This is a genomic window from Tritonibacter aquimaris, from assembly GCF_009617595.1.
Lineage (GTDB): Bacteria > Pseudomonadota > Alphaproteobacteria > Rhodobacterales > Rhodobacteraceae > Epibacterium > Epibacterium aquimaris.
The window spans coordinates 216,540-233,157 of sequence record NZ_WIXK01000002.1; the positions used below are offsets into that span (position 1 = coordinate 216,540).

A 16,618-nucleotide genomic window follows, 5' to 3' on the forward strand; every position below is an offset into this window, starting at 1 on the left:
GAATGGTAAATCCACGTGTACTGATAACGGCAGGCATCTGCCTGTGTGCGGCGTTTGGCTATTCCTTGCAGCTTGGCCAAAAGGCTGCGGATGATTTGACTGCGGGGCAACAGCTCCCTGAAGAACCTGAAGCTCCGCTTGAGCTTGAAAACATAACTCTGACATCGGCATCGCCGGATCTGCCAAAGGCAGAGAATGCGCAGGGTTCTGCTGAACCTTCCTGCTTGTTTTCCGTCAGCTCAGCCGCGGGTGCAGGGGCGATGGTGCATCTGGATGTAAGCGCGCCTTGTGAACCCCATGCACGCGTGAGCATCCATCACAGCGGCATGTTGTTTTCCGCGCGCTTGAACAATGCTGGCACATTGTCGATGGAGGTGCCGGCGCTTAAGGCTTCGGGGATTTTTATTGTTGAGACCGAAGCAGGGCAGGCAGAGGTCATTTTGCAGCCGGTTACCGACCTTGATCTGGTGGAACGTGTGGCGCTGCAATGGCGCGGCAATAGCGGCTTTGAACTGCATGCGCGTGAATTTGGGGCTGACTACGGTGCCAAGGGCCATGTCTGGCACGGCAGCAGCGATGGTGCGGGCCGTATCTACCAGCTTGGCGACAGTGATATGGATACGCCCGAGCTGGTCGAAATCTACACCCTTCCGCACAATGCGCTGACAGCCTCGGGTGATATTGCACTGACGGTCGAAGCAGAGATCACCGCGCTGAACTGTGACAGCAGTATTTCGGCGCAGGTGCTTGATCTGCGCGCCGGTGCGCTGACAATTCGAGACCTTGTATTGGATATGCCAGACTGTGACGCCGCAGGTGACTTTCTGGTGTTGAATAATCTGGTCGAAAACCTGACAATCGCGCAAAACTAAACGCGAGTGGTCAGGGTCTCTTATGACAATTTTTCGTGCGGCGATCTGCGCGGCACTTTCTCTGTTGTGCAGCGCGATGAGCCTGTCTGCACAAGACGTGACATTGTCCTCACCAGATGGAGCAGTGGAAATCACCGGTAACCTGCTTGGTTTTGACGGGGAGTTTTACCGTGTGGACACGAAGTTTGGTGAATTGACCGTCGATGGATCCGGTGTGCGCTGTGACGGGCCGGGTTGTCCAAGCCTGTCAGATTTTATTGCGGAAATTACCCTGTCTGGTTCGGCTGCGATGGCAGAAATCCTGCTGCCCGCGCTGATCGAAGGCTATGCGCTGCGCAATGGGTATCAGACCCACCGCAATCACCTGCAGGGTGAAGATTTCGAATATCTTTTGCGTTCTTCAGGCGGTGCGACCATCGCCCGGTTTGTGTTTCACGTCGGCAATACAGATGCTGGATTTCGCGACCTTTTTGACAATGCAGCGGATATTGTCATGTCGCAGCGCGAGGTGCGCCGCGCTGAACTTGACCAGGCGCGATCGCTTGGCCTTGGGGATCTGACCCAGCCCAACCGCAGCCGGGTTCTGGCGCTTGATGGGTTGGTGCCGATCGTCTCGGCTCATAATCCCATTCAGCACATAACCTTGCCCCAGGTGGCACAGGTTCTGTCTGGTAACATTTCCAACTGGTCACAGCTTGGCGGGCCTGATGCGCCGATTTTGGTTCACCTTCCTTTTGCTGATACAGGTATGGCACAGGCGATTTCGGATCAGTTTCTGCCAGATGCACCCGTGATCAAAACCGCCGAGCGTCATGATCGCGTCGATACGCTTGCGCGTCATGTGGCAATTGATCCCTTTGCTTTTGGCATTGGGCTGTATTCAACACCTGCAGCTACACGGGTGCTGCAGATCAGCGGTGAATGTGGGTTTGATCTGCAGGCCAATCGGCGTTCGATCAAGACCGAAGACTACCCTATGACCGCACCTTTGTTTTTGTATCTGCCTGCACGTCGTCTGCCCAAGATCGGGCGTGAATTTCTTGCCTATGTTCGCGGCCCTGCAGCGCAGATCGTAATTCGACGCGCGGGTTTTGTGGATCAGGCGCCCGAGTTTGTTTCGATCGAAGCGCAGGGCAATCGCCTGGCCAATGCCATTTCTGCCGCTGGCGCAGAGGTGAAATTGGAAAGCCTGCACCGGATGGTCGCGGTATTGTCAGATCTTGAACGCCAGACAACAACCTTTCGGTTTGAACCGGGATCTACCCGGCCAGATGCGCAGTCGCGCAGCAATATTCAACAGCTGGCGCGTGAACTCGAAGCGGGTGTCTATGATGGGCGCAAGCTGGTGTTTGTTGGCTTTTCCGATGGTCAGGGCCCAGCTGAGGGCAATCAGAAGATTTCTCTCAAACGGGCGGGGGCAGTGCGTGATGCGGTGCTCAAGGCCGGAGAAACCGCCAATCTTGAGCGGGTCGATATTACAATCGAAGCCTTTGGTGAGGCCATGCCGATGGCCTGTGATGACAGTTCCTGGGGGCGCAAGGTCAACCGCCGCGTAGAGGTCTGGGTGCGCTAAAGCAGACCAGTTGCACGGAAACTCAGCTCATCGGATTTACCGATAATCAGGTGATCATGCACCGTTATGCTCAAAGGGGTCAGCGCGGCCGCAATCTGCGCGGTCATATCTATATCGCTGTCTGAGGGGCTGGGATCACCCGAGGGATGATTGTGGACCAAGATTATGGCGCTGGCGTTCAGTTCCAGCGCCCGCTTGGCCACTTCGCGTGGATAGACCGGTACGTGATCCACAGTGCCGCGCGCCTGTTCCTCGTCGGCGATCAGGGTGTTTTTGCGATCCAGAAACAGAATGCGAAATTGTTCAAACTCCAGATGGGACATGCTGGTATGGCAGTAATCCAGCAAGGCGTCCCAACTTGAAATCACCTGTCGCTGCATCACCCGCGCCCGCGCAAGACGCTGTGCAGCGGCCTCAAGCACCTTGAAATCGGTGATGATCGCAGCGCCAACCTCGCTGACCTCAGCAAGACGGTTTGGCGGCGCGGTGATAACCCGGTTGATATCACCAAAGGTGTCGAGCAGCCGCCGTGCCAAGGGTTTTACGTCTTTGCGCGGTACCGAGCGAAACAGGATCAGCTCCAGCAGTTCATAATCTGGAATGGCTGCCGCGCCACCGGACATAAAGCGGCTGCGCAACCGCGAGCGATGATCGCGAATATACGAGGGTTGCGTGCGTTGTTGTTCAACACAGCTTTCTTGCGCCTCTGAGAATAAAGGCAAAGATGATTCTGAAAATCGATCAGACTGGCCCATATGGCCAAGTTTGGCTGAATGTGTTGATAGAAGGTTAAGAGGCTGGATGCGCCCCTATGGATTTGTGGAGATTTATGGCGCAAAGAAAAACGCTCCCCGAAGGGAGCGTTTTATTAGCCTTTCATCCCGTCCCAGAAGCCTTTTACCGATGAGAAAAAGCTTCCACTTTCAGGGTTGGTGCGCTCTTCCGAGAGTTCTTCGAACTCCCGCAGTAGCTCTTTTTGCCGTGTGGTGAGATTCACAGGTGTTTCCACAGCAAGTTCGATGAACATGTCACCCACTCCACCGCCGCGAAGCGCCGGCATGCCCTTGCCACGCAGACGCATCTGGCGACCAGATTGGCTGCCTTCGGGGATTTGTACCCGTCCGCGTCCACCATCAATGGTCGGAACCTCAATGGCACCACCCAAAGCAGCTTTGGCCATTGAAACCGGAACCCGACAATAAAGATTATCGGCTTCGCGCTCAAACAGCTCATGCGCCGCCACTTCTACAAAGATGTAGAGATCACCGGGAGGGCCACCACGCATGCCTGCTTCGCCTTCGCCAGCGAGGCGAATACGTGTGCCAGTTTCAACACCCGCAGGGATGTTGACCGACAATGAGCGGTCCTTTTCGACCCGGCCATGACCGTGGCAGGATTTGCATGGGTTCTTGATGATTTGCCCCAGCCCCGAACAGGTCGGGCAGCTGCGTTCAACCGTAAAGAAGCCCTGCTGCGCGCGCACCTTGCCCATACCGTTACAGGTTGGACATGTGGTGGGTTCTGCGCCACCCTCGGCACCGGTGCCATCGCATTCGGTACAGGACACCGCAGTTGGTACTTTGATGGTTTTCTGGATGCCGGCAAAAGCATCTTCCAGCGTTACACGCAGGTTGTAGCGCAGGTCTGCGCCACGCGCCGCACGTTGACGCCCGCCACCGCCGCCACCACGACCGCCCATGAAGTCTCCGAAGAGATCATCAAACACATCCGAGAAGGCAGAGGAGAAATCACCGCCGCCACCGCCAAAGCCGCCAGGGCCGCGTGGTCCACCGCCGCCACCACCCATGCCGTTTTCAAAGGCGGCGTGGCCATAGCGATCATAGGCTGCCTTTTTCTCGGCATCCTTCAAAACCTCATAGGCTTCGTTCGCGTCCTTGAACATGGCTTCGGCGTCCGGATTATCCGCGTTGCGGTCCGGGTGAAGCTCTTTGGCTTTCTTGCGGTAGCCTTTTTTGATCTCATCGGCGCTGGCACCTTTGGCCACACCAAGAGTTTCGTAATAGTCACGTTTTGACATCAGTTACCCCTTCTGCCTCAACGAAAGCGGGCCGATCCGGGGTCCGGACCGGCCCGTCTTGGCAAAGCCAAGATGTTAGCGCTTGTCGTTGTCCAGGTCTTCGAACTCGGCGTCAACGATGTCATCTGCGCCAGGGCCAGATGCTTCATCAGCTGCTGCGGGCTCTTCGTCGCTGCCTTCTTCGGCTTGCGCTTTATAGATCGCTTCGCCGAGACGCATTGCCACTTCGGTGACGTTCTGGATACCAGCCTTGATCTTTTCGGCGGTCGATTTCTCGTTTTCCAGATCATCTTTCAGAGCTGCAACTGCCAGCTCGATCGCTTCAACAGTTGAAGGATCGACCTTGTCGCCGTGTTCTTCGACTGATTTCTCTGTCGAGTGCACAAGGCTTTCGGCCTGGTTCTTGGCTTCGATCAGCTCGCGGCGATCTTTATCCGCTTCCGCATTGTCTTCCGCGTCTTTGACCATCTGTTCGATGTCCGCATCCGACAGGCCACCCGAAGCTTGGATGGTGATCTGCTGCTCTTTGTTGGTGGCTTTGTCTTTGGCGCCAACCGACACGATGCCGTTGGCGTCGATGTCAAAGGTCACTTCGATCTGCGGCATGCCACGTGGTGCAGGCGGGATCTCTTCGAGGTTGAACTGACCCAGGATCTTGTTGTCCGCAGCCATTTCACGCTCACCCTGGAACACACGGATGGTTACGGCGTTCTGGTTGTCTTCGGCGGTTGAGAACACCTGAGACTTTTTGGTTGGGATGGTGGTGTTGCGATCGATCAGACGGGTGAAAACACCGCCCAAAGTTTCGATACCCAGCGACAGTGGGGTCACGTCCAGAAGAACAACGTCTTTAACGTCGCCTTGCAGAACGCCAGCCTGAATGGCCGCACCCATGGCAACCACTTCGTCAGGGTTCACACCTTTGTGGGGCTCTTTGCCGAAGAATTTGGTCACTTCTTCGATGACCTTCGGCATACGGGTCATACCACCAACCAGAACAACCTCATCAACGTCAGATGCAGAAAGGCCTGCGTCTTTCAGTGCTGCGGCGCAAGGCTTCAGGGAGTTCTTGATCAGGTCGCCAACCAGGCTTTCCAGTTTCGCACGGGTCAGTTTGATGACCATGTGCAGCGGCTGGCCCGAGGAAGGATCCATCGAGATGAACGGCTGGTTGATTTCGGTCTGGCTTGCCGAAGACAGTTCGATCTTGGCTTTCTCAGCGGCTTCTTTCAGACGCTGCAGGGCCATCTTGTCTTTGGACAGATCAACGCCGTTCTCTTTTTTGAACTCACCGGCCAGGTAAGAGACGATGCGCATGTCAAAGTCTTCACCACCCAGGAAGGTGTCACCGTTGGTGGATTTCACTTCAAAGAGACCATCGTCGATTTCCAGGATGGTCACGTCGAATGTACCACCGCCAAGGTCATAAACCGCAATGGTTTGTGTGTCTTCTTTGTCGAGACCATATGCCAGCGCAGCAGCAGTTGGTTCGTTGATGATTCGCAGAACTTCAAGGCCAGCGATCTTACCTGCGTCTTTGGTTGCCTGACGCTGCGCGTCGTTGAAGTAGGCCGGAACGGTGATAACCGCCTGGGTCACTTCTTCGCTGAGATAGCTCTCAGCGGTTTCTTTCATCTTGCCGAGGATGAAAGCAGAGATTTGCGAAGGAGAGTACTTTTCACCCTTTGCTTCGACCCATGCATCACCATTGCCACCGTTGATCACGGAAAACGGCAGGTGTTTTTTGTCTTTGGCCAGATCCGCGTCATCTGCGCGGCGGCCAATCAGGCGCTTTACGCCAAAAATAGTATTGTCTGGGTTGGTCACAGCCTGGCGTTTTGCCGGCTGGCCTACCAGTCGCTCTTCGTCGGTGAAGGCGACAATCGACGGGGTAGTGCGTGCACCCTCGGCGTTTTCAATCACGCGGGGTTGCGAGCCATCCATAATGGCCACACAGGAGTTTGTTGTACCCAGGTCGATACCGATAACTTTGCTCATCTTCGATCCCTTTTTTCCTTCAAGGCGATTACCCGAGGCCTGAACCCGTTTTGGCATCCTGACCCCGATGACGACAGGTTTGCACTAAACCTTGCCGCGTCGAAGGGTATATAAGGAGCGCAATTGGTCCCTGCAACCGCCTCAGCACGCCGCATTTCGCCGTTCTGTACGGTTTTTGCAAGGGATATGGTTAAGAATGGAATAACGCATATGGTTATGCTGCGGGTTCGTGGGTTTGAAATCCACAAAAGCTACCTCTCCCTGCAGGAGCAGCAGGCCTTGATTGAGGTGCTGCGCCCGGTGCTGAAGGCGGTGCCGCTGTTTTCGCCAACTGTAGCCAGTGGCGGCAAAATGTCTGTGCGCATGACCTCTGCGGGGCGCTATGGTTGGTATTCCGATGAACAGGGTCACCGCTATCAGGCGCATCATCCAAAAGGTCAGCATTGGCCAGAAATCCCGCCAGAAATACTAAATATCTGGCGTGCGCTCACACAAACAGATCGCGAACCAGAATGTTGTCTGGTGAATTATTACGGCGAAAATGCGCGTATGGGGCTGCATCAAGACCGGGATGAAGCGGATTTTTCTTACCCGGTGCTGTCGATCAGCCTTGGCGATGACGGGCTATATCGTATGGGCAACGAAACACGCGGCGGCAAATCCGAATCGCTTTGGCTGAATTCTGGAGATGTGGTGGTTATGGGTGGTGAGGCGCGGCTGAAATATCACGGGGTGGACCGCATCCGGTTTAAATCATCACGCCTTTTGCCCAAAGGGGGGCGTATCAATCTGACCTTACGCGTGGTGACTTAGCGGCGTGCGCTCCAGCTGATGGAAACATGGCGGCGGGTGTGAAATTCACCCATCAGACCAATCACGATCAGCACCAAGGCAACAGTCAGCGCATATTGCCAGCTGCTGAAATGCGGGTTGTAGTTCTTGAACATATAGCCGCGGGCCTGGTCGATGCAGTGAAACAACGGGTTCCAATCAAACATCACCAGCATGCTGCTCGGCAAAGTATTGGCCAGAAACATTTTGCCTGAGGCGATCATATTGGCGCGTTGGTAGATGGTTGAAAGCACGCCAACAAGCGAGGGAACCCACGGTTTAAGTACCAAGAGAACCAGCCCGACGCAGGAACCTGTTAGCCAAGCCAGAAGCATCATCGCGTAAGATGAGATCGGATCAACAATGACCACTGGGGTGAAGGCGACGTGGTAGCCAAACAGGATCAGCAGCATTGAAAGTGTCTGTAGATAAAGCGAGCCGAGTGCCGCCGAGAGAATCGCCACAATGGTATTCATAGGCGCGTGTTGCATCATAGGGCTGCTTGGGCCTTCGGCTCCAGCAACGGCGCTTACGGCTTTTGTGTGGGTCAGAAACAGGAAGATGCCCGACATCACATAGAGCAGGAAATCGCCCCGGATTGCGGCGCCACGCAGCCCCAGCAATGAGAACATAACGTAAAAGATCGCAACAAACATGATGGCTTGCAACATGTTTAGGCCCAAAGCGATGAGCGCGTTGTTATGTTTTGAACGCACGCTACGCACGATCGCGTGAAAGACCACCTCGAGCATGTCGAGGAGGCCGTGAATTACCGACGCTTTGCGTTGCTGCTGTTCAAACATGTGACCAATTTGGCTGATTGCTGCTCAAGATGACACGGAATTCTTGCTGTTCCGTTGCTGGAGCAGCATAAGGGGCGCGAAAATCGTTTTCAATTTCATGCCGTCGAAGCGGAGAATTAGTGTGACATATGACGAACTGATCCCAGTCATTCGCAAACTGGCGATCGAAGCGGGCGCCAAAATCATGGAAATTTACAATTCTGATGATTTTGAGGTGAAAGTAAAATCCGACGACAGCCCGGTCACAGAAGCCGATGAAGCGGCAGATGCGCTGATTTCTGCAGGCCTGCGCGCGGCGTTTCCGGATGTAATGCTGGTGACCGAGGAACAATCTGCGTCGCACAAGGAACGCGGTGACACCTTCCTCATCGTGGATCCGCTGGATGGCACCAAAGAGTTCATCAACCGTCGCGGTGACTTTACCGTCAATATTGCGCTGGTTGAAAAAGGTGAGCCCACCCGCGGTGTGGTCTACGCACCCGCCCGTGAGCGCATGTTCTTTACCCTGGCAGATGGCACAGCGGTCGAAGAAACAGGTGCCTTTGATCCTGAAACCATTGGTGAGACACGGCCAATCCGCGTAGCAGACAGTAACAATGATGCGCTGATGATTGTGGCCTCAAAGTCTCATCGTGATCAGGCGACTGAGGACTACATTAACAAATACCAGGTGAAAGATAGTAAAAGCGCAGGCTCATCTTTGAAGTTCTGCCTTGTTGCTACGGGCGAAGCAGACCTTTACCCGCGCGTTGGCCGGACCATGGAGTGGGATACCGCTGCCGGTCACGCAGTGTTGCTGGGTGCAGGTGGTCAGGTTGTGCGGTTCGATAATCACGAGCCCCTTCTGTATGGCAAAGAAGGTTATGCAAATCCCTTCTTCATCGCCCATGCGCCTGGTGTTGAACTGAAACAAGCCTGATCTCTGGCAGAGTGAGGACTTTGGGGAATCGCGGGTTGGAAACCCTTACTTGTTTCTTGCTGCGAGGCGGTGTCATTTGCTTTGGTATAGGTGCCCTGTTTTTGTGTGGTGAACAATTCTTACTAAGAAGATGGAATTTGCAGATAAAGTGTGTGCAATGGTGAATTTTCGCCAAGAAATCACCCATTTTCTCGTGCAAATGTACACAAAGGTTTAACCTATAGTACTAAGGACAAGATGAACTAAACCCGGTGTTCCTCCCCAATATGCCGGGGATATATATAAACGAAATTCGACTTTTCCTTGGCCTCGGTCAGGAACGGTCTTTGTGGTATGAAAAAAGAGAGCGAGTTATGCGCAAAAAGGTTACCAAAGCTATTTTTCCAGTTGCTGGACTGGGCACCCGTTTCCTTCCTGCGACCAAATCGGTTCCAAAAGAAATCATGACACTGGTGGATCGTCCACTTGTTCAATACGCAATTGATGAAGCGCGCGCGGCTGGCATCAAAGAATTCATCTTTGTTACCTCACGCGGTAAAGGCGCTTTGGAAGACTACTTTGACCACTCTCCGATCCTTGAAAAAGAGCTTGAGCGTAAGGGCAAGGATGAATTGCTGGCTGCGCTGCGCGAGACCAATATGGATTCTGGTGCCATCGCGTATATCCGTCAGCATCAGGCGCTTGGCCTTGGTCACGCAGTATGGTGCGCGCGTCGTCTGATTGCGGATGAACCGTTTGCAGTGATCTTGCCCGATGATGTTATCGCAGGTGAAACACCTTGCCTTAAGCAGATGATCGAAGCCTATGAAGAAACCGGCGGCAACATGGTTGCTGCGATGGAAGTGGCACCTGAAAAAGCCTCTTCTTACGGTGTTTTGGACGTGAAAAACGATATGGGTTCCGTCGTCGAAGCACGCGGTATGGTTGAAAAACCAAAGCAAGAAGAAGCGCCTTCCAATCTTGCTGTTATTGGCCGCTATATCTTGGCACCTTCGGTCATGAACAATCTGAATGACATGAAAGAAGGCGCTGGCGGAGAAATCCAGCTTACCGATGCGATTGCGGACGACATCAAAAAAGATGTGCCGGTTTACGGCTATCGCTTCCGTGGTCAGCGTTTTGACTGTGGCTCCAAAGCAGGCTTCTTGCAGGCAACTGTGGCCTTTGCTCTGGCACGTGAAGAGCTGCGCGATGAGCTGATGGGCTATATCCAGGAAGTGGCTCAGATGGATAAGGCTGCGCAATAAGCGCGGCCTGTTCACCACAACTCGGTGAAGTGAAGGACTGACAGGTTGAAGACTGTACTTGTAACGGGTGGCGCGGGATACATTGGATCCCACGCCTGCAAAGCACTGAAGGCGGCAGGCTATACACCTGTTACATACGACAATCTGGTTACAGGTTGGCAAGATGCGGTGAAGTTTGGTCCCTTTGAACAGGGTGATTTGACCGATCGCGCGCGCCTGGATGAGGTTTTTGCCAAATACAAACCCAGTGCTGTGATGCATTTTGCAGCATTGAGCCAGGTGGGCGAAGCGATGTCTGAGCCCGGTAAATACTGGGCCAATAATGTTGGTGGTTCTCTGAACCTGGTTGAGGCTGCCGTTGCGGCGGGGTGCCTCGATTTTGTGTTTTCGTCGACCTGTGCCACCTATGGTGAGCACGACAACGTCGTACTGGATGAGAACACGCTGCAGCAGCCGCTGAACGCCTATGGTGCCAGCAAACGCGCGGTTGAAGATATACTGAAAGATTTTGAGGCGGCCTATGGTCTGCGCTCGGTCATTTTCCGGTATTTCAACGTAGCGGGTGCGGATCCTGAGGCAGAAGTTGGTGAATTCCACCAGCCGGAAACCCATCTCATTCCATTGATGATTCATGCCATCAAAGGGGAGCGCGACGCGCTGACCGTCTTTGGCACCGATTACGACACGCCGGATGGAACCTGCATTCGTGACTATGTGCATGTGTGCGACCTGGTGGACGCGCATGTGCTTGGGGTGAAATGGCTGGAAGACGGAAAAGGCAGCCGGGTGTTTAACCTTGGCACCGGGTCCGGGTTCTCGGTGATGGAAGTGATTGATAATTCGCGTGGCGTTACCAATTGCGAAGTGCCCTATAATATCGGGCCACGCCGCGGTGGAGATTGCACCAAACTGGTGTCTGGATCGACGCGCGCGATTTCTGAATTGGGCTGGGAGCCGAAACGCTCAAGTCTGCAAGAAATGATTTCCGACGCCTGGCGTTGGCATCAGAGCGGCCACTACATCAAATAATGGCAGCGGCGGATTTACAACTGCCGCAACTCTCTTGGCGCGCTGCATATAGGCTGCGGCTGAAGCGCAAACAGCTTTTGTGGCGCGCATTTAGGGCGCGCCATCAGCTGACCGAAATTCAAAACAAAACCGCTTCTTTGACCCGCGATGACATTGTGGCTGTGGTGGTGCTGCGCAACGAAGCATCGCGATTACCGTATTTCCTAGAGTACTATCGCAAGCTTGGAATTGCGCAGTTTCTTGTGGTCGACAATGGCAGCGATGACGGCAGTTTTGAATATCTTAGCACCCAGCGCGACGTTTCACTTTGGCAAACACACCATAGCTATCGCGCGTCACGTTTTGGCTTGGATTGGCTGACTTGGTTGCAGCGGCAGTATTGTCACGGGCGCTGGTGCCTGCTGGTCGATGTGGATGAGCTGCTGATCTATCAGGGGGCAGATCAGCATGGCTTGCCTGCGTTAACGCGCAAGTTAGACGATAAGGGCCAAGCGGGTCTGGGTGCCTTGATGCTGGATCTCTATCCCAAAGGGGCGCTGGCAGATCGTGAATACCGGGTGGGGCAAGACCCGCTGGAGATTTTGAATTGGTTTGACGCGGCCCCTTATCGTGCCGCGCGCCAGATGCCTTTGGGCAATCTCTGGGTGCAGGGGGGTATGCGTGAACGGGTATTTTTTGCAGATACTCCCCGCAGGTCTCCCACGCTCAACAAGATCCCATTGCTGAAATGGGATCGATCTTATGCCTATGTGAACTCGACCCATTCCGTTTTGCCGCGCAGGCTAAATGCGCTCTATCACGGGCCCGGTACACAAGAATCATGTGGTGTTTTGCTTCACACCAAATTCCTGTCCGAGGTTGTTTCCAAATCCGAAACGGAACAACAACGACAGCAACATTTTCATACGCCAACAGATTTTGATGGGTACTATGAACGCATCATGGCGTCACCTGATCTCTGGTGTGAAGACTCCGTGCAATATGAGGGTGATGCACAACTGGTTGAGCTAGGTCTGATGTCCAAAATCCGCTGGTAGCCAGCTGCGCGCAAGTTCGGGATTTTACGCGGCTGCTAAGCTTTTCTAAATGCATTGAAACGCATGGTTTAACCATGACATATTGGCGAGAAATAGCGGTGTAGAGCAGTCTTGCCCGCGAATATGCGTTCAGCAGTGGGTGAAACCGGTGGGTCTTTGGGATTCTTATAAAATGCGTATCCGGCGAAAGCGCCGGCTTGTGCGTTGCCTGCGCAAATCCCGTGAACTGACCGCGCTGCAAGACAATACCAAACGTATTCGCCCTGATGACATCTTGCTGGTTGCAACCATGCGAAACGAAGCGGTGCGTCTGCCGTATTTCCTGGAGTATTACCGCAAACTTGGCGTCAATCATTTCCTATTTGTGGACAATGGCTCCAGCGATGGCACGCGTGAGCACCTTCAGGGCATGGAGGATGTTTCGTTCTGGCACACAAGCGCCAGCTATAAACGCGCGACCTTTGGGGTGGATTGGATGAACTACCTCAAGCGCCGCTATGCCCACGGGCATTGGGTGCTGGTGGTCGACCCGGATGAGCTGTTTGTTTATCCTTTCTGTGATACGCGCCCGTTGCGTGCACTGACGGATTGGCTGGATGACTCGGAAATCCGCAGTTTCGCGGCAATGCTGCTTGATGTGTATCCCAAGGGCGATCTGCGCACGCAGCCGGCTTATGTGGCCGGGCAAGACCCGCTGGATGTGGCCCATTGGTTTGACAGCGGCAATTATAGTGCGAGCCGCAATCCACAATATGGCAATCTTTGGATTCAGGGTGGTGTACGGGCACGCACCCTGTTTGCAGATACCCCCAAAAAAGCGCCCGCGCTCAATAAAATCCCCTTGGTTAAATGGGACCGGAAATATTGCTACGTTAGTTCCACCCATTCGATCTTGCCGCGGGGGCTAAACCAAACCTATGAAACCAACGGTGGTGAAAAGGCCAGCGGCGTGCTGCTGCACACCAAGTTTTTGAACACATTCTCTGAGAAAGCCGAAGAAGAGCGTAGCCGGAAACAGCATTACGCCAACTCAAGTGAATATGCGGCCTATGCGGATCTTTCGGATCAGCAGGCCGAACTTTGGTGCAAATGGAGCGAACGTTATATTAACTGGCGCCAGCTGGAAATTCTGGGGCTGATGTCCAAAGGGAACTGGGCGTGAGCACGCTGGGTATTGTGATGCTGGTGCACACGGCGTTGCCGAGGGCTGCACAGGTGGCACGGCACTGGACCGCGGCGGGATGCCCGGTGGTGATCCATGTGGATCGCAAGGTGGCGCCCGACAGCTACAATCAATTTGTAAAAACCCTCTCGGATGACCGGTTGGTGTCTTTTTGCAAACGGCACCGCTGTGAATGGGGCGGTTGGGGGCTTGTTGCTGCATCACAGGCCGGGGCAGAACAAATGCTGAAATCCTGGCCCGAGGTTGGACACGTCTACCTGACGTCCGGCTCCTGCCTGCCCTTGCGCCCGATCTGTGAGCTGCAAAGCTATCTGAGCGCGCGTGCAAAAACGGACTTTATCGAAAGCGCCACCACCGCAGATGTACCCTGGACTGTGGGCGGATTGAGCGCGGAGCGATTTACACTGCGCTTTCCCTTCTCTTGGAAGAAGCGACGTGCGTTGTTTGATGGCTATGTCAATCTACAACGCCGGATAGGGTTTCGCCGTCGTATCCCGGCTGGATTGGTTCCACATATGGGCAGCCAGTGGTGGTGTCTGACCCGGAAGACGCTGAGCGCGATTCTCAATGATGCTGATCGTGAGATCTATGAAAGTTATTTCCGCCGCGTGTGGATCCCGGATGAAAGCTATTTCCAGTCTTTGGCACGGCTGCATTCGGTGAATATCGAAAGCCGGTCTTTGACGCTGTCGAAGTTTGATTATCAAGGCAAACCACATGTGTTTTACGACGATCACCTGCATCTGCTGCGGCGGTCTGATTGTTTTGTTGCACGCAAAATCTGGCCACAGGCCGGGCGTCTCTATCAGGCGTTTCTAACCCCTGAGCGGGGTGAGCGACCCCCCACCGAGCCAAATCCGCGCAAAATAGATCGGGTGTTTGAAAAGGCGGTTGAGCGGCGCACACGTGGCCGCGCGGGTCTTTATATGCAAAGCCGTCAACCTCGCGAAGGGATGGAGAACGGCATTAGCGCTGCGAATTATTCGGTGTTCCAGGGGTTTTCTGAGCTGTTTGATGGGTTTGAACACTGGCTTGAGCAAGCGACCAAATCCAAAGTGCACGGGCATCTGTTTGCGCCTGAGCGCGTTGAATTTGCCGAGCATCAAAGTGTTTATGCCGGCGCTCTTAGTGATAGCGCGGCTTTGCGCGATTATGACTGCGAAGGCTTTCTCACCAATCTGATTTGGAACACACGCGGTGAGAGGCAATGTTTCCAGTTTGGTCCGCGGGATACCCAGGGCGTTGCACATATCATGGCGCGCGATACAAACGCGCAGATCTCGGTGATTTCCGGTGCTTGGGCGGTGCCTTTGTTTAAATCCGGCGGGGATTTTGACGCGCTGCGCCGTGAGGCTGCGCGCCTGCAAAGCATCGAAGCAGAGCATCTGCGTATTTTACGTTCGCATGGGGCCAAGGCGCGTATCAGAATCTGGTCGATGGCAGAATTTATTGAGATGCCCTCTGAGGCATTGCAGGTGATTGTAGATGAAATCACCCTTGGTGGGCGCGCGGATTTTGGAGATATGCCCAAGATGGTAGATCTCGATGGGTTTGGTCAGTTCCTGCAGAACCTGAAAAATCAGGGTATGCACCCCTATCTGATGGGGGATTTCCCGATCGAACCGCTCGCACAGAAGCGGCCCACTTTGGCACGGAAGGCATATGTGGTGCGATGACGGCAGCATTTGATTATTTTGTTATCTTTGCAGAGATGCGCACGGGTTCCAATTTTCTGGAAAGCAATCTCAACGCGCTAGCGGAGGTAAGCTGTCATGGCGAAGCTTTTAATCCCGTGTTTGTTGGCTACCCTAAATATGAGGATCTGTTGGGGTTGACGCTTGAAGCGCGTGACGCCGCCCCTTTTGAATTGCTAGATCGTATGAAAGCAGCAGAAGGGCTGAATGGATTTCGGTATTTCCATGACCATGATCCGCGTGTGTTGGAACATGTGCTGGATGATCCGCGCTGCGCCAAAATTGTGCTGACGCGAAACCCTCTCGAAAGCTATGTATCGCTGAAAATCGCCCGTGAGACCGGGCAGTGGAAACTCACCAATGTAAAGCGGCATAAATCAGCGTTGGTGGATTTTAATGCGGATGAGTTCAGTGCGCATTTGGAAGGGCTACAGCGCTTTCAAATCGAGCTGATGCAGGGGCTGCAACAGCGAGGGCAAACCGCCTTTTATCTTGCATATGAAGATCTTCAGAACCTTGAGGCGATGAATGGATTGGCGCAGTGGCTGGGGGTGTCAGATCGACTAAGCGCGCTTGATAACAAGCTTAAGCCGCAAAACCCAGATCCTATCCAAAGCAAGCTGAGCAATCCACAGGCGCTGGAAACGGCGTTTGACGCACTTGATGTGTTTAACCTGTCGCGCACGCCTTGCTTTGAGCCGCGCCGGGGCCCGGCGGTGCGCGACTATATCGGCGCAGCAGAGACCCCGCTTTTGTTCATGCCCATCGCAGGCGGGCATAATACACCGATTTTGCGCTGGATGGCGGCGCTGGACGGTGTCCAGTTGAATGACTTGAACGAGATCACAGGCCAGAAGGACCTGCGCGGTTGGATGCGTGCGCGTCCTGGCTATCGCAGTTTTACCGCGCTGAGCCACCCGGTTGAGCGCGCATTTGATGTGTTCTGTTCTGACGTTCTTCACAGCAAGGAGCCGCGCTACAAGAAGATACGCACGCTTTTGCGCGGCCACTACGCAGTGGAGCTGCCGGAGCGCGGTACTGCGGGCGCTTCTGCCTATCGCAGCGGGTTTGTTGCGTTTCTCGATTTGGTGAAACGTGCGTTGAACGGGCAGAGCGTTGTGCGCGTTGATCCACGCTGGGCGTCGCAGTCGCAGATATTGATGGGCTTCAAAGAGCTCTGCCCACCAGATTTCGTTTTCCGCCAGTCAGAGCTTGCGCTGGATTTGCCCTATTTGGCGCAAAAACTAGGGGTAGATGCGTCCGCTGATTTTATCACGGCTGAACGCGCCGAGCCTCATTTGGCTGAGGTCTATGATCAGACGGTAGAAGACGCTGCCCGCGCAGCTTACCGGCGGGATTATCTGTTGTTTGGGTTTCAAGATTGGGCTGAGTGA

At 54.2% G+C, this 16,618-nt stretch carries 14 protein-coding genes; 10 read left to right on the forward strand and 4 right to left on the reverse strand.

The genetic code is table 11. The annotated features are described in order from the left end of the window. The first annotated feature begins 2 nt into the window (after nt 1-2). Both GG681_RS04605 and GG681_RS04610 read left to right on the forward strand, forming a co-directional pair. The gene (locus GG681_RS04605; RefSeq protein WP_153545581.1) at nt 3-872 is read left to right on the forward strand and encodes a hypothetical protein; all 870 of its coding nucleotides are present in this window, start codon (nt 3-5) and stop codon (nt 870-872) included. Nucleotides 873-894: 22 nt separating this feature from the next. Then, entirely contained in the window at nt 895-2,445 is a 1,551-nt protein-coding gene (locus GG681_RS04610) for a phosphate ABC transporter substrate-binding/OmpA family protein (protein WP_153545583.1), read from the forward strand. Here GG681_RS04610 and radC read toward each other — a convergent pair. The 3 genes from radC to dnaK form a co-directional block, all read right to left on the reverse strand. Next, entirely contained in the window at nt 2,442-3,200 is a 759-nt protein-coding gene (radC, locus tag GG681_RS04615) for a RadC family protein (protein WP_153545585.1), read from the reverse strand. The two genes, GG681_RS04610 and radC, sit on opposite strands and share 4 nt — an antisense overlap. Before the next feature lie 113 nt (nt 3,201-3,313). After that, the gene (gene dnaJ / locus GG681_RS04620) at nt 3,314-4,483 is read right to left on the reverse strand and encodes a molecular chaperone DnaJ (protein ID WP_153545587.1); all 1,170 of its coding nucleotides are present in this window, start codon (nt 4,481-4,483) and stop codon (nt 3,314-3,316) included. Between the two features lie 75 nt (nt 4,484-4,558). After that, nucleotides 4,559-6,481 (reverse strand): molecular chaperone DnaK, encoded by a 1,923-nt coding sequence (gene dnaK / locus GG681_RS04625; protein ID WP_153545590.1) that lies wholly within the window; start codon nt 6,479-6,481, stop codon nt 4,559-4,561. A 210-nt stretch (nt 6,482-6,691) separates the two neighbouring features. Between dnaK and GG681_RS04630 the strand changes: the two genes are divergently transcribed. Continuing rightward, on the forward strand, nt 6,692-7,294 hold the full coding sequence (locus GG681_RS04630; protein WP_153545592.1) for an alpha-ketoglutarate-dependent dioxygenase AlkB family protein: 603 nt from the start codon (nt 6,692-6,694) through the stop codon (nt 7,292-7,294). Here the strand turns inward: GG681_RS04630 and GG681_RS04635 are convergent. Further along, complete coding sequence (locus tag GG681_RS04635) at nt 7,291-8,115, reverse strand: ABC transporter permease (protein ID WP_153545601.1); 825 nt, start codon at nt 8,113-8,115, stop codon at nt 7,291-7,293. The two genes, GG681_RS04630 and GG681_RS04635, sit on opposite strands and share 4 nt — an antisense overlap. 121 nt (nt 8,116-8,236) lie before the next feature. Between GG681_RS04635 and cysQ the strand changes: the two genes are divergently transcribed. The 7 genes from cysQ (at nt 8,237) to GG681_RS04670 (ending at nt 16,618) form a co-directional block, all read left to right on the forward strand. Further along, nucleotides 8,237-9,034 carry a 3'(2'),5'-bisphosphate nucleotidase CysQ gene (gene cysQ / locus GG681_RS04640; RefSeq protein ID WP_328593263.1) on the forward strand — a complete coding sequence of 266 codons (798 nt, stop codon included), beginning with the start codon at nt 8,237-8,239 and terminating at the stop codon, nt 9,032-9,034. 353 nt (nt 9,035-9,387) lie between these two features. Continuing rightward, the gene (gene galU / locus GG681_RS04645) at nt 9,388-10,281 is read left to right on the forward strand and encodes a UTP--glucose-1-phosphate uridylyltransferase GalU (protein WP_153545605.1); all 894 of its coding nucleotides are present in this window, start codon (nt 9,388-9,390) and stop codon (nt 10,279-10,281) included. A gap of 45 nt (nt 10,282-10,326) precedes the next feature. Further along, nucleotides 10,327-11,310 (forward strand): UDP-glucose 4-epimerase GalE, encoded by a 984-nt coding sequence (galE, locus tag GG681_RS04650; RefSeq protein WP_153545607.1) that lies wholly within the window; start codon nt 10,327-10,329, stop codon nt 11,308-11,310. Next, on the forward strand, nt 11,310-12,347 hold the full coding sequence (locus GG681_RS04655) for a glycosyltransferase family 2 protein (protein ID WP_153545609.1): 1,038 nt from the start codon (nt 11,310-11,312) through the stop codon (nt 12,345-12,347). The genes galE and GG681_RS04655 overlap by 1 nt, the downstream gene beginning before the upstream one ends. 172 nt (nt 12,348-12,519) lie before the next feature. Next, complete coding sequence (locus tag GG681_RS04660; protein ID WP_153545611.1) at nt 12,520-13,509, forward strand: glycosyltransferase family 2 protein; 990 nt, start codon at nt 12,520-12,522, stop codon at nt 13,507-13,509. Next, the gene (locus GG681_RS04665) at nt 13,506-15,206 is read left to right on the forward strand and encodes a DUF5927 domain-containing protein (RefSeq protein ID WP_328593264.1); all 1,701 of its coding nucleotides are present in this window, start codon (nt 13,506-13,508) and stop codon (nt 15,204-15,206) included. The genes GG681_RS04660 and GG681_RS04665 overlap by 4 nt, the downstream gene beginning before the upstream one ends. After that, nucleotides 15,203-16,618 (forward strand): sulfotransferase family 2 domain-containing protein, encoded by a 1,416-nt coding sequence (locus GG681_RS04670; RefSeq protein ID WP_153545613.1) that lies wholly within the window; start codon nt 15,203-15,205, stop codon nt 16,616-16,618. Before GG681_RS04665 ends, GG681_RS04670 begins: the two co-directional genes overlap by 4 nt.

Excerpts from the sequence above, each read along its gene's own strand:
- GG681_RS04605 (WP_153545581.1), top strand. The coding sequence starts at position 3 with ATGGTAAATCCACGTGTACTGATAACGGCAGGCATCTGCCTGTGTGCG.
- GG681_RS04610 (WP_153545583.1), top strand. The coding sequence starts at position 895 with ATGACAATTTTTCGTGCGGCGATCTGCGCGGCACTTTCTCTGTTGTGC.
- radC (WP_153545585.1), bottom strand. The coding sequence starts at position 3,200 with ATGGGCCAGTCTGATCGATTTTCAGAATCATCTTTGCCTTTATTCTCA.
- dnaJ (WP_153545587.1), bottom strand. The coding sequence starts at position 4,483 with ATGTCAAAACGTGACTATTACGAAACTCTTGGTGTGGCCAAAGGTGCC.
- dnaK (WP_153545590.1), bottom strand. The coding sequence starts at position 6,481 with ATGAGCAAAGTTATCGGTATCGACCTGGGTACAACAAACTCCTGTGTG.
- GG681_RS04630 (WP_153545592.1), top strand. The coding sequence starts at position 6,692 with ATGGTTATGCTGCGGGTTCGTGGGTTTGAAATCCACAAAAGCTACCTC.
- GG681_RS04635 (WP_153545601.1), bottom strand. The coding sequence starts at position 8,115 with ATGTTTGAACAGCAGCAACGCAAAGCGTCGGTAATTCACGGCCTCCTC.
- galU (WP_153545605.1), top strand. The coding sequence starts at position 9,388 with ATGCGCAAAAAGGTTACCAAAGCTATTTTTCCAGTTGCTGGACTGGGC.
- GG681_RS04655 (WP_153545609.1), top strand. The coding sequence starts at position 11,310 with ATGGCAGCGGCGGATTTACAACTGCCGCAACTCTCTTGGCGCGCTGCA.
- GG681_RS04660 (WP_153545611.1), top strand. The coding sequence starts at position 12,520 with ATGCGTATCCGGCGAAAGCGCCGGCTTGTGCGTTGCCTGCGCAAATCC.
- GG681_RS04670 (WP_153545613.1), top strand. The coding sequence starts at position 15,203 with ATGACGGCAGCATTTGATTATTTTGTTATCTTTGCAGAGATGCGCACG.